Source organism: Stenotrophomonas maltophilia (genome assembly GCF_025642255.1).
Classification (GTDB): Bacteria; Pseudomonadota; Gammaproteobacteria; order Xanthomonadales; family Xanthomonadaceae; genus Stenotrophomonas; species Stenotrophomonas maltophilia_P.
In genome coordinates this window covers 1572740-1585483 of the sequence record NZ_CP106759.1, presented here as the reverse complement: position 1 = coordinate 1585483, position 12744 = coordinate 1572740, and the positions used below count along the sequence as shown (strand labels likewise).

Sequence of the window (12744 nt, the reverse complement as noted above, 5' to 3'; positions counted from 1 at the left end):
CATGGGGGCGGCAACCCCGTAGAATGAAGGGAATGCCCGATACCCTCGCCCAGCCCGTCAGCCACACGCTGGAAGTCAAGCACAGCCGCTTCATCGCCCATGCCGCGCCCATCGATGGCGCGGCGGCGGCGATGTCGTTCCTGCAGCGGGTGATGGTGGCCGACGCCACGCACAACTGCTGGGCCTACCGGCATGGACAGGAGTATCGCTCCAGCGATGATGGCGAGCCGGCGGGGACTGCCGGCCGGCCGATCCTGGCCGCCATCGATGGCCAGGGCTTCGACCGGGTCATGGTGGTGGTGATCCGCTGGTACGGGGGTATCAAGCTCGGCGCCGGCGGTCTGGTCCGCGCCTACGGCGGTACCGCCGCCGAGTGTCTGCGCACGGCACCGCGGCTGCCACTGGTGGCGATGGCACGGCTGCAGCTGCTGGCCGGCTTCGAGGACCTGGGTACCCTGCATGCGGCCCTGCCCGCGTTCTTCGCCGAGAAGCAGGATGAACAGTTCGACGCTGAAGGCGTGCGCCTGCGGATCGAATTACCCGCCGACCAGGCCGACGCATTGAAAATCCGCCTGCGAGACGCCACCCGTGACCGTATCCGTATCCGAGATGACGACCAGGATGACTGACAAGGACGACGCGGCCGCCGCGACCCCGCCATTGCGCCGCCTCGGCAGCCTGCGAACGCTGTGGCCGTTCGTGCGCCGGCACAGTGGCCTGTTCGCCGCCTGGCTGCTGGCGCTGGCCGTCTCCTCGGCCGCCACCCTCAGCCTGCCTCCGGCCGTCAAGCAGATGATCGACCACGGCTTCAGCAGCGGCGGCCAGATCAACCGGGCGTTTGCCCTGCTGATGCTGGTGGCGGTAGTGCTGGCGATCGCCACCTCCGCACGCTTCTACTTCGTGTCGCTGCTCGGCGAGAAGGTAGTGGCCGACCTGCGCAGCCGTCTGTACGGGCACCTGATCCAGTTGGGTGCCGGTTTCCATGACCGCAGCCGCAGCGGCGAGCTGGTCTCGCGCCTGACCGCCGACAGCGAGCTGCTGCGCAGCGTGGTGGGCTCGACCATGTCAGTCGCATTGCGCAGCAGCGTGACGGTGGTCGGCAGCCTGGCGATGCTGTTCGTGACCAGTCCGCGCCTGGCGGCGTGGTCGCTGCTCGGCATCCCGCTGGCGGTACTGCCCATCATCATCGGCGCACGCAAGCTGCGCACCGTCGCGCGCAGCAGCCAGGACCGCATCGCCGACGCCAACAGCCTGGCCAGCGAGACCCTCGGTGCCGTCCGCACGGTGCAGGCACATGCGCGCGAGCCTTACGAGCGCGGCCGCTTCGACCTGGCGCTGGGCGATGCGATCCGGGCCGCACGCCGGCGCATCGGCGCACAGTCGCTGGTCACCGCCAGTGCCATCCTGCTGATCTTCGGTGCCATTGTCGGCGTGCTGTGGCTGGGCGCCCACGATGTCATCGAGGGCCGCCTCAGTGCCGGCACCCTGGGCCAGTTTGTGCTGTATGCGCTGATCGGCGGTGGCTCGGTGGGCGCTCTGGCCGAAGTCTGGAACGAACTCCAGCGCGCTGCCGGCGGCATGGGCCGGATCGGCGAACTGCTGCAGGAGGATGTCGAGATCCGCGCGCCCGCGCATCCACGCGCACTGCCGCAGCCGCTGCAAGGCGAGATCCAGTTCGATGACGTGGTGTTCCACTACCCGCAGCGACCGGACCAGGCCGCGCTCGACCACTTCAGCCTGCATGTGCGCCCCGGCGAGACCGTGGCCCTGGTCGGTCCCTCGGGTGCCGGCAAGAGCACGGTGCTGTCGATGCTGCTGCGCTTCCATGACCCGGCCAACGGCCGCATCTGCGTGGACGGCATCGATGTGCGCGAGGTCGATCCCGCCGACCTGCGCGCCCAGCTGGCCCTGGTGCCGCAGCAACCGACGCTGTTCGCCGCCAGCGCCCGCGACAACATCCGCTACGGCCGCCTGCAGGCCAGCGATGCCGAAGTCGAGGAAGCGGCTCGTGCCGCTGAGGCCGATGGCTTCCTGCGTGCGTTGCCGCAGGGCTATGACAGTGAGCTGGGCGAGCGCGGCGCGCGCCTGTCCGGCGGGCAGCAGCAGCGCGTGGCGATCGCCCGCGCGCTGCTGAAGGATGCGCCGATCCTGCTGCTGGACGAAGCCACCAGCGCGCTCGACGCGCAGAGCGAGTACGGTGTGCAGCAGGCGCTGGAGCGCCTGATGGCGGGCCGCACCACGCTGGTCATCGCACACCGTCTGGCAACCGTGCTCAAGGCAGACCGCATCGTGGTCATGGACCAGGGGCGCATCGTCGCCGAAGGCACGCACGCACAGTTGCTGGCTGAAGGGGGTCTGTACGCGGAGCTGGCGCGGCTGCAGTTCATCGATTGATGACGGTCGGCTAACACCTCTGGCGCCAAGCTGGCCGCGCAGAAGCAGCATCCGCTGAAGGAGGTGGACGATGTCGTTCCGTCAGTTTCCCGCAGTCGACAGCAATGGCGAGAGCCATATCATCATCGAGTTCAAGCCCGAGGCCAATGGCAGCGGACATCATTCCGAAGCCACCCCGCGCTACGAGCTCGACGACGGGCGTCATCTGGTGCGCAATGGCCGCGAGTTCAGCACCAGCGGGGGCGAACTGCGGCTGACCATCTAGCGTCGCGCTAGCGTCGCGCGGGTCAATCGCAGGGCAGCCGGGCATAGCCCGGCCTCACCGGCAGCACCCTGGTCAGTTTTTCGCCACAGATCTTGACAGCCTGTGCTGGCAAGGCGTGAGCAGTGTTATCCACATGTTTGCGCAGAATTCATCCACATCCCCTGTGGATGAATGCACTACGCCAGTACCCGTCCGATTCCGCTGGCATCCACGGCGGCCGCTGCGTCGGCCAGGGCACGGGGATCACTGCCGGCGACGAAGCCGATGCGGAAATGCACTTCCCCGCCCGGCGTGCGCGAGGAATGGATGGAAGCCAGGCTGATGCCGTGCTGCTCGAAGATGTTCAGCAGCTCACGCAGTGAGCCCGGGCGATCTTCCGGCAGGTGGACCGACACGGCGTTGCGCTCGGTCAGATCGGCCAGCAGGTAGCCCACCCGCTCGAAGGTATAGTTTCCCGAGGCCAGTGCAGGCGCGCCGAAGGCGGCCCGGTTCGCCACCAGCATCTGCTCACGGAATGCACCGCGCGCCATGTCGTCGCCTTGATCGACCTGGGCCTGCAGCACGCGCAGCTGGCCGACCAGGCGTTCTAGCATCGGCGCGACATGCGGATTGCCGAACTGGATGTCCTCATAGATCGCCGGATTCAGCGAGAGGATGCGCGAGATGATCGCGGTATCCAGTTCGAACGACGCCGAGCGATAGGGAAGCATCGCTTCCAGTGTCCCCAGTTGCGGCTGATATTCCCGCAGCACTCCGGCCTGGGCCAGATGCGTGGCATGCACCATCGCCTGCACCAGCGCCATCATCTGGTCATGGTGCTGTGGCGTGGCGCGCACGCACTCGGCCTGCAGCGCCACGCACAGCGCATCCAGCCAGGGCTGCCAGTGCTGCAGTCGCGCTTCGCAGACCACCATCACCCTACCCTTCAACGTGGGGGCCTTCGGCGGCGCGGTCATCGGGTGCAGGCCGACCACTTCGGCCTGTGAGGCAAGCATCGCCTGTACCGGCGCGTCCTTGACCGAGGTGACATCGAGCCACAGGCGCCCGCGTTCACGACCCGCCGAGCGGCGCACGTATTCGGCGATCAGTTCCGGCGTATGCCGGATCGGTGCGGAGAACACCAGTACATCGGCCTCGGCCAGCAACTGCTCCGGTGTATGCGAAGCAGCATCGGCCGGATCGTGGCCGATCACCTGCAGTCGCATCTGCTGCTCGAAGAAGCGGCCCAGCCAGCGCCCGTAGGCGCCGGCACTGCCGACGATGCCGATCGTGCGCGGCGCAAAGTGCTGCACTGCCGTCATGCCACGCGTTCAGCGCGGAAGCGCGTGCCTTCGGCCAGTGCGGCGGGCGCCGCGGCAATCACGTCGAACTCCTCGAAACCATTGGCCAGCGTGGCCTCCAGGGCGGCATGGGTACCCGCGATGGCACGCGAGATCGCCTGCTGCATCGACTCTCCCCGCAGCAGGAACGACACCACCAGCGACATCAGTACGTCGCCGGTCCCGGCCACGTCCACCGGCAGCAGCGGCGAGGTCCAACGCCAGGTCTCGTCGCGTCCCACCGCCAGCGTCACCAGCTCGCCCGGCGTGCCACCCACGCTGTGCGCGATCACCCAGTGCGGACCACGCGCCAGCAGCGTACGCGCGGCGGCGATGGCGTCGGCCTCGGCCAGTGCCGGCATGCCGGTCAGACGGGCCAGCTCGAATGCATTCGGGGTGACCAGCCACGCATGCGGCAGCAGCCGTTCGGCGAAGATCGCCTCCAGACCCGGCTCCACATAGGGGCCGGTATGGGTATCGCCGATCACCGGATCCAGGCAGTAGCGCAGCTGCGGGCACGCGGGCAGGACCTGATCGAGCCAGTCGGCGAACGCCGCACCATTGGCGGTGCTGCCGAAGTAGCCGGAGACCAGCATCCTGGCCCGCTGCGGCAAGCCACGCTCGTGGGTGCCCAGCAGCAGATCGGCGAACCAGTCACTGGGCAGTACGCGGCCGCGGGTGGTCTCGTAGAACGGCGCGTTGCTCAGCAGCGTGGTCGGGATGTCGGCCACGCGCACACCGAGCGCGCGCATCGGCGGCATGGCGGCACTGTTGCCGGCATGGCCGTAGACAAGCTGCGACTGGACCGAAATGACATCGACCGGCGACGGCCCATCCGGCCGCTGGCGGCGACCGTGGACCAGATGGGTATCAAGGGATTCGCTCATATCCGCATTCTACGCCCAAGGGGGTTTTCGGCAGGGCTTGCAGCCCTGCACCTGCTCAATGCAACGGCAACGGCCGAAGCCAAAGCCAAAGCGGCATTCCGTGGGGTGGCGGGGCGGTGTGGGTGGTCAGGACACGCCGTAAACCCATCCATGGGGGCTCGATGGCGCCATCCATGGCGCCAACGGTCCTGACCACCCACACCGCCCCACTTCGACAGGTTCACGCGGCTGTTGGTAACTGCGGCTGTTGTTCCGCGCGGCTGTTGGTAGGTGTCGACCTTGGTCGACACATCTGTCAGATATCGAATGAATTCATCCACGCATGGCGTGGATCTGCCGTGTCGACCAAGGTCGACACCTACCAGAGCAGAGTGCTGTTCCGACAGATCGCGGAAAACCACCGAAGGCGGGGTGGGTCCGGTTGCGGGGGCGTGAGCCGCATGGATGCGGCGACCGAGCTTACATGGACGTACTTGCAGCGTCCCCCGCCAACCGGACCCACCCCGCCAATCCACGGATAGCGCGCTTCGGTTGTTGCCGTTGCCTCTGCAGGTGCAGGGCTGCAAGCCCTGCAAACCCACCCTCCCTCAGTGAGCAGCAGGCCGCGACGGCGGCAGCCATGCCGCCACGATGCCGAGCAGCGGCAGGAACGCCGTCAGGTGATAGACGTATTCGATGCTGGTCCTGTCCGCCAGCAGGCCCAGCACCGCCGCGCCCAGGCCGCCCATGCCGAACGCAAAACCGAAGAACAGGCCCGACACCATGCCGATCCGGTGCGGCATCATCTCCTGCGCATAGACCACGATGGCAGAGAAGGCAGACGACAACACGAAACCGATCAGCACCGCCAGCACCGTGGTCCACAGCAGATCCGCATGCGGCAACGCCAGTGCGAACGGCGCTACGCCCAGGATCGAGGTCCAGATGATCGGCTTGCGGCCGATGCGATCGCCCAGGGGACCGCCCAGGAAGCCACCCGCCGCCGAAGCCACCAGGAACGCGAACAGATGCAGCTGCGCCTGCGCCACCGGAATGCCGAAATGGTGGATCAGGTAGAAGGTGAAGTAGCTGCCGATGCTGGCCATGTAGAAGTACTTGCTGAAGATCAGCACCAGCAGGATCGCCAGCACCTTGGCCACGGTGCGCGGAGGATGCCGCGACGCCACCGCCGCCACGCCGGCCGGGCGGGGTGCGCCCAGGTGCAGCGCATACCAGCGGCTCACATAGGTCAGCAGGGCGATGCCGACCAGCGCAGCACCGGCAAACCATGAGGCCGCATGCTGGCCGTACGGCACGATCACGGCGGCGGCAATCAGCGGCCCCAGCGCGGTACCGAAGTTGCCGCCGACCTGGAACACCGACTGTGCGAAGCCATGGCGCCCGCCGGACGCCAGCCGTGCGATGCGCGACGCTTCCGGGTGGAAGATCGCCGATCCGATGCCGACCAGCGCGGCGGCCATCAGGACCATCGCATAGTTCGGCGCGAAGCCGAGCAGCAGCATCCCGCACAGCGTCGAGGCCATGCCGATCGGCAACGAGTACGGCGCTGGATGGCGGTCGGTCTGCATCCCCACCAGCGGTTGGAAGATCGACGCGGTGAGCTGGTAGGTCAGCGTGATCAGTCCGATCTGGGTGAAGCTGAGATTGAAGCCGCCCTTGATGACCGGATAGATCGCCAGGATCAACGACTGCATCATGTCGTTGACGACATGCGAGGTGGAGATGGCGGCCAGTACGCCGGGCGCCACCGGGCGGGAGGTCGTTGCAGGGGAAGCCAGAGTCGACATGGACGCAGTCAGATTTGAGGGCGGTTCCGCATGCTACGGTTGCCTTCCCCTCCCTTCTGCCGCGTTCGGGTCATGGCCTATCGCAAAAAGGACATTGGCGGTGACGTCGATCCGGCTGCGCCGTGGCGCGATGTGCCGCTGCATCGCCCGGTCACCTACCGGGTTACCCAGTACCCGGCCGGCACCCATATCGCAGGCCACAAGCACCAGCGCCACCAGCTGGTCTATGCCATCTCCGGGCTGATGGTGGTGCGCTCGGAAGTCGGTCGCTGGGTCGTGCCCTCCACCCGTGCGATCTGGATGCCGGCCGGCATGGTGCATGCGGTGGACTGCATTGCCGCCGTGCACATGCGCAGCCTGTACATCGACCCGTCATTCGCCCCGCAACTGCCGGCCGAACCGTTCGCGGTACAGGTGGCACCGCTGCTGCGCGAACTGCTGCAGGCAGCCACCCTGATCAAGGGCGAGCACATCGAAGACAGCCGCGATGGCCGCGTGGTGCGCCTTCTGCTGGACGAGCTGCATCGCATGGACGTATTGCCGCTGCACCTGCCCGCGCCTGCCGATCCGCGCCTGCAGCGGATCTGCCGGCACCTGCAGAAGCACCCCGGCGATGACGCCACGCTGCAGGACTGGGCGCAGGCACTGGAAGTGGATGTGAAAACCATCCAGCGCCACTTCGCCAACGAACTGGGCATGACCTTCGGCCAGTGGCGGCAGCAGGCGCGGCTGCTGGCGGCAATGGAACGGCTGGCGACCGGCGAGAAGGTCATCGATGTCGCACTGGCGATGGGCTACGACAGCCCCAGCGCGTTCACCAGCATGTTCAAGCGCCAGCTGGGGCAGACCCCGGCGGCGTTCTTCCGCTGACCCGAGGCACAGCAACGCCGGGCATGGCCCGGCGCTACCGGATTCATAAGGTCACGGACCGATGCCCGGCGGCGCGCAATGCATTCCCATACACGACAACGCCGGGCATGGCCCGGCGCTACCGCTCAACGCTTGCGTTGAAAATTCAGGACGTCATCCGGTCCCAGAAGCCCTTCACGCCGTCCATGAAGGTGGCGGACTTCGGCGAGTGCTTGCGCGCTTCCTCACCGACGAAGGTGGCCTCGAACTGCTCCAGCAGCCTGCGCTGGTCGTTGGTCAGGTTGACCGGCGTCTCGACCACCACGCGGCAATACAGATCGCCCTCGCTGCGGCTGCGCACCGAACGCACGCCCTTGCCGCGCAGGCGGAACAGTTTGCCGGTCTGGGTCTCTGCCGGAATGCGGATCTCCGCTTCGCCACCCAGCGTCGCCACGCGCACGGTATCGCCGAGCGCCGCCTGCGAGATGCGGATCGGCACTTCACAATGCAGATCGTCGCCATCGCGCTGGAAGATGGGGTGCTCGCGCACGCGCACTTCCACGTACAGGTCGCCCGGCGGCGTGCCGGCCGGCCCCGCTTCGCCCTCGCCAGCCAAGCGGATGCGATCGCCGGTGTCGACGCCCGCCGGCACCTTCACCGACAGCACCTTGTCTTCCTCGACACGGCCATTGCCGTGGCAGGTCTTGCAGGGCTTGGCGATGATCTGGCCGCGGCCGCCGCAGTTGTGGCAGGCCTGCTGCATGGCGAAGATGCCGCGCTGGATGCGCACCTGGCCGCGGCCGTGGCAGACGTTGCAGGTCTCCACCTTGCCGTCTTCCGAGCCACTGCCATCGCAATCGCCGCATTCGGCCAGCGTCGGGATCTCGATGCGGCGCTCGACGCCACGCACCGCTTCTTCCAGGTCCAGCTCCATCACGTAACCGATGTCGGCACCGCGGCGTGCCTGGCGCGGACCGCCGCCGGCACCACCGAAGATGTTGCCGAAGATGTCGCCGAAGATATCGTTCATGTCCGGACCACCCGGACCGCCCCCGCCCATGCCGTGCTCGAACGCGGCATGACCGTGGCTGTCATACATCCGGCGCTTGTTGCCGTCGGACAGCACCTCGTAGGCTTCCTTGCACTCCTTGAAGGAGGCTTCGGCGGCCGCATCACCCGGATTTCGGTCCGGATGGAACTTCATCGCGCAGCGGCGGTAAGCCTTCTTCAGCTCTTCTTCGTTGGCGGTGCGGGCCACGCCCAGCACTTCGTAGTAATCGCGCTTGCTCATATCGTGAATCGGCTTCCGGAATGTCGGGATTCGTCAAAGCGGAAGAGCGGAACCAGGTCCGCTCTTGCGTCGGGCGCCCCGACGCGCCGGAGGCGGTCAGGACCCTGATGCGACAACGGGACGCTGCCAGGCAGCGTCCCGCGTCGGTCCGGATCAGGACTTCTTGTCGTCCTTGACTTCGGTGAACTCGGCGTCCACCACGTCGTCGTTGCCCTTGCCCGCATTGCCGGCATCGGCGCCCGGGGCACCGCCCTGCTCTGCCGACGCTGCGGCGAACAGCGACTGGCCGGCTTCCTCCAGCACCTTCGACTTGGCTTCGATCTGTGCCTTGTCGTCGCCCTTCATCGCGGTTTCAAGATCGGCCAGAGCCGCTTCAACCTTGCCGATGACATCGCCGCCGACCTTGCTGCCGTGCTCGGTGATGGCGCTGCGGGTGCCGTGGATCAGGGCATCGGCCTGGTTGCGGGCCTGCACCAGCTCCTGGAACTTCTTGTCTTCTTCGCGGTTGGCTTCCGCGTCGGCGACCATGCGCGCGATCTCTTCCTCGGACAGGCCCGAGCCGGCCTTGATCTCGACCTTCTGTTCCTTGTTGGTCTTCTTGTCCTTGGCCGACACATGCAGGATGCCGTTGGCGTCGATGTCGAAGGACACTTCCACCTGCGGCAGGCCACGCGGCGCCGGCTCGATGCCGGACAGGTCGAACTTGGCCAGCGACTTGTTGAAGCGGGCCTGTTCGCGCTCACCCTGCAGCACGTGCACGGTCACAGCCGACTGGTTGTCCTCGGCGGTGGAGAACACCTGCGAGGCCTTGGTCGGGATGGTGGTGTTCTTCTCGATGATCTTGGTGAACACGCCGCCCATGGTTTCGATGCCCAGCGACAGCGGGGTCACGTCCAGCAGCAGCACGTCCTTGACGTCGCCGCCCAGCACGCCACCCTGGATCGCCGCACCCAGTGCCACGGCTTCGTCCGGGTTGACGTCCTTGCGCGGCTCCTTGCCGAAGAACTCGGTCACCGCCTGCTGCACCTTCGGCATGCGGGTCTGGCCGCCGACCAGGATCACTTCGCTGATGTCGCTCGAACGCAGGCCGGCATCGTTCAGGGCGACGCGGCACGGCTCGATCGACTTCTTGATCAGGTCTTCCACCAGCGCTTCCAGCTTGGCGCGGGTCAGCTTGATGTTCAGGTGCTTCGGACCCGACGCGTCAGCGGTGACGTACGGCAGGTTCACTTCGGTCTGCTGGGCGCTGGACAGCTCGATCTTGGCACGCTCGGCAGCGTCCTTCAGGCGCTGCAGAGCCAGCGGATCCTTGCGCAGGTCGATGCCCTGGTCCTTGTTGAACTCTTCCACCAGGTACTCGATGACGCGGTTGTCGAAGTCTTCGCCGCCCAGGAAGGTGTCACCGTTGGTGGCCAGCACTTCGAACTGCTTCTCGCCGTCGACGTTGGCGATCTCGATCACCGAGACGTCGAAGGTACCGCCGCCCAGGTCGTACACAACGATCTTGCGATCCTTGTTGTCGCCCTTGTCCAGGCCATAGGCCAGCGCGGCCGCGGTCGGCTCGTTGATGATGCGCTTGACGTCCAGGCCCGCGATGCGGCCAGCATCCTTGGTGGCCTGGCGCTGGCTGTCGTTGAAGTAGGCCGGCACGGTGATGACCGCTTCGGTGACCTTCTCACCGAGGAAGTCCTCGGCGGTCTTCTTCATCTTCTCCAGTACCTTGGCCGAGATTTCCTGCGGCGCCATCTTCTTGGCGTCGCTGGTGGCCACCCACGCATCACCATTGTCATGGGCGAGGATGCTGTACGGGACGTGGGCGATGTCCTTCTGCACCTCGGCGTCGGTGAACTTGCGGCCGATCAGGCGCTTCACCGCGTAGAAGGTGTTCTTCGGGTTGGTCACCGCTTGGCGCTTGGCCGAGGCACCGACCAGGACTTCGCCGTCCTTGGTGTAGGCGACGATCGACGGGGTGGTGCGATCGCCTTCCGAATTCTCGATGACGCGGGCCTTGCCGCCGTCCATGATCGCCACGCACGAGTTGGTGGTGCCGAGGTCGATACCAATGATCTTGCCCATGGGGGAGACTCCTGAGAAATGCTGTGTGGATGTCAGTCCGGCCGCTCGGCCGGTGGATGAATGGGATGTGGGGGAGGCTCGTGGAACATTCAAGCCATCTCCCGAACGCTGTGTTCAGCCGTTCAAGGTTCGCCGGGCATGGCCCGGCGATGACGATCCGGGGGTAGCACCGGGCCATGCCCGGCGGCCGCTCCCGGATCGACCGCTCAGTCGGCGGCCACCACCACCAGCGCCGGCCGCAGCAGGCGCTCGTTGAGCAGATAGCCCTTCTGGAACACGGTCACCACGCTGCCCGGGGCGGCGTCCGGGGCCGGCACCTGGCTGATCGCCTGGTGGTGCTCCGGGTTGAACGGCTGGCCGGTCGGGTCAATCAGGACCAGGCCGTTGTCGGCGGCGACCTTCAGCAGCTGCTTGTAGGTCAGCTCCAGGCCCTCGCGCAGCGGGTGCGGGTCGTCGCCGGCGGCCTTCAGGCCGGCATCCAGGCTGTCGAACACGGGCAGCAGTTCGCCCAGCAGCTTCTCGTTGGCGAACTTGCGGGCCTGCTCGATGTCGCGGGCCACGCGCTTGCGCTGGTTCTCCAGGTCGGCGCGCTCACGCAGCGCATCGGCCCTGACCTGCTCGACTTCCGCGCGCAGGCGCTCCACTTCGTCATTGACGCCTGCTGCGGCGGCCGCGTCGGCGGCGCTCTGCTGGGATTCGAAATCTGGATGTTCGTGGTTCATGTCTGGGTCCCTGGCGGTCACTCCCCGCCTCCACCCACCCTAGTGTGGGCGGGATGCTGCGTTTCAAGCGTCCGCGGCACCGGATCCGCGTCCGGTCGGTGAAAAGGCCGCCCCCAGCACGTCGGCGGTGGCCTGTACCAGCGGGATCATGCGGTCGTAGGCCATCCGCTTCGGCCCGATCACCCCCAGCACGCCCAGCACCTGCCCGTTGGCCGCATACGGGGCGGTCACCAGCGAAACGCCCTGCAGCGGCATCATCCCGGTCTCTTCGCCGATGAAGATGCGCACGCCCGGGGCCTGGATGGTCCGCTCCAGCAGCTGCAGGATCTCGCGCTTGCTGGAAAACAGCTCGAACAGTTCACGCAGGCGCTCCAGGTCGGACAGGTCCTGGACCCCCATCAGGCGGGTCTGGCCCGCCACCAGCATGTCGTCGGCCGCGGGCTGCAGGGCCTGCTCGGCCAGTTCGATGCTGTGCGCCAGCAGCTGCTCCAGCTCGGAACGGGCATCGCGCAGTTCCAGCAGCAGGCGCGCCCGGATCTCCGCCAGCGGCAGCCCGGCGAAATGGGCGTTGAGGTAATTGGCGACCTGCTCCAGCTGGCCCGGCGCGAAGTCCTGGCGGGTTTCGATCACCCGGTTCTGGACCTCGTTGTCGGCGAACACCAGGATCGCCAGCACCCGGCGGCCGTCCAGCGCCACGAAATCGATCTGGCGGAAGGCGAACTGCTCGCGCCGCGGCGCGCTGACCACGCCGACGAAGTGGCTCATCGCCGACAGCAGCTCGGAGGCACTGCCGAGCAGGGCCTGGGTGCTGCCGCCACCGGCCAGTTCCTGGCGCAAGCGGGCCAGCTCGCCCTCGCCCGGCGGCTGCATCTGCAGCAGGCTGTCGACAAACACCCGGTAGCCATGCGCGGTCGGGATCCGCCCGGCGGAGGTATGCGGCGACGCCAGCAGGCCCAGGTCCTCCAGGTCGCCGAGGATGTTGCGGATGGTGGCCGGGCTGACTTCCAGCCCGGCCACGCGCGCCAGCGTCTGCGAGCCCACGGGCTCACCATCCTGGATGTGGCGCGCGATCAGCGTGCGCAGCAGATGGCGCGCGCGCGGGGCGAGTTGGTCGGCGGAACCGTGCATGGAATCAACCTGTGAGACACGGAGAC

Annotated in this window: 11 protein-coding genes; 4 read left to right on the top strand and 7 right to left on the bottom strand. The window is 67.1% G+C overall.

Annotation, left to right across the window (positions count from 1 at the left end):
- Positions 1-32 precede the first annotated feature (32 nt).
- From N8888_RS07425 to N8888_RS07415, 3 genes are all read left to right on the top strand, one after another.
- Entirely contained in the window at positions 33-629 is a 597-nt protein-coding gene (locus tag N8888_RS07425; RefSeq protein ID WP_263177928.1) for an IMPACT family protein, read from the top strand.
- Positions 622-2394 carry an ABC transporter transmembrane domain-containing protein gene (locus tag N8888_RS07420; RefSeq protein ID WP_065181307.1) on the top strand — a complete coding sequence of 591 codons (1773 nt, stop codon included), beginning with the start codon at positions 622-624 and terminating at the stop codon, positions 2392-2394. The genes N8888_RS07425 and N8888_RS07420 overlap by 8 nt, the downstream gene beginning before the upstream one ends.
- A 70-nt stretch (positions 2395-2464) precedes the next feature.
- Positions 2465-2659 carry a hypothetical protein gene (locus N8888_RS07415; RefSeq protein WP_053519789.1) on the top strand — a complete coding sequence of 65 codons (195 nt, stop codon included), beginning with the start codon at positions 2465-2467 and terminating at the stop codon, positions 2657-2659.
- Between the two features lie 176 nt (positions 2660-2835).
- Here N8888_RS07415 and N8888_RS07410 read toward each other — a convergent pair whose 3' ends face one another.
- The 3 genes from N8888_RS07410 to N8888_RS07400 all read right to left on the bottom strand — a co-directional run bounded on the left by N8888_RS07410 (position 2836) and on the right by N8888_RS07400 (position 6652).
- Entirely contained in the window at positions 2836-3960 is a 1125-nt protein-coding gene (locus tag N8888_RS07410) for a prephenate dehydrogenase (protein ID WP_262101260.1), read from the bottom strand.
- Positions 3957-4865, bottom strand: a complete 909-nt coding sequence (gene pdxY / locus N8888_RS07405; RefSeq protein ID WP_053519791.1) for a pyridoxal kinase — start codon at positions 4863-4865, stop codon at positions 3957-3959. Before pdxY ends, N8888_RS07410 begins: the two co-directional genes overlap by 4 nt.
- 587 nt (positions 4866-5452) lie before the next feature.
- Positions 5453-6652 carry an MFS transporter gene (locus tag N8888_RS07400; protein ID WP_065175027.1) on the bottom strand — a complete coding sequence of 400 codons (1200 nt, stop codon included), beginning with the start codon at positions 6650-6652 and terminating at the stop codon, positions 5453-5455.
- A 72-nt stretch (positions 6653-6724) separates the two neighbouring features.
- Between N8888_RS07400 and N8888_RS07395 the strand changes: the two genes are divergently transcribed.
- Positions 6725-7522: an AraC family transcriptional regulator gene (locus N8888_RS07395; RefSeq protein WP_164152968.1), complete on the top strand. Its 798-nt coding sequence runs from the start codon at positions 6725-6727 to the stop codon at positions 7520-7522.
- 145 nt (positions 7523-7667) lie between these two features.
- Here the strand turns inward: N8888_RS07395 and dnaJ are convergent, their stop codons facing one another.
- The 4 genes from dnaJ to hrcA form a co-directional block, all read right to left on the bottom strand.
- Positions 7668-8792 carry a molecular chaperone DnaJ gene (gene dnaJ / locus N8888_RS07390; protein WP_053519713.1) on the bottom strand — a complete coding sequence of 375 codons (1125 nt, stop codon included), beginning with the start codon at positions 8790-8792 and terminating at the stop codon, positions 7668-7670.
- A 153-nt stretch (positions 8793-8945) separates the two neighbouring features.
- On the bottom strand, positions 8946-10868 hold the full coding sequence (dnaK, locus tag N8888_RS07385; protein ID WP_053519712.1) for a molecular chaperone DnaK: 1923 nt from the start codon (positions 10866-10868) through the stop codon (positions 8946-8948).
- A gap of 206 nt (positions 10869-11074) precedes the next feature.
- Positions 11075-11590 (bottom strand): nucleotide exchange factor GrpE, encoded by a 516-nt coding sequence (gene grpE / locus N8888_RS07380; RefSeq protein WP_053519711.1) that lies wholly within the window; start codon positions 11588-11590, stop codon positions 11075-11077.
- A 63-nt stretch (positions 11591-11653) separates the two neighbouring features.
- On the bottom strand, positions 11654-12718 hold the full coding sequence (gene hrcA / locus N8888_RS07375; RefSeq protein ID WP_053519710.1) for a heat-inducible transcriptional repressor HrcA: 1065 nt from the start codon (positions 12716-12718) through the stop codon (positions 11654-11656).
- Positions 12719-12744 lie beyond the last annotated feature (26 nt).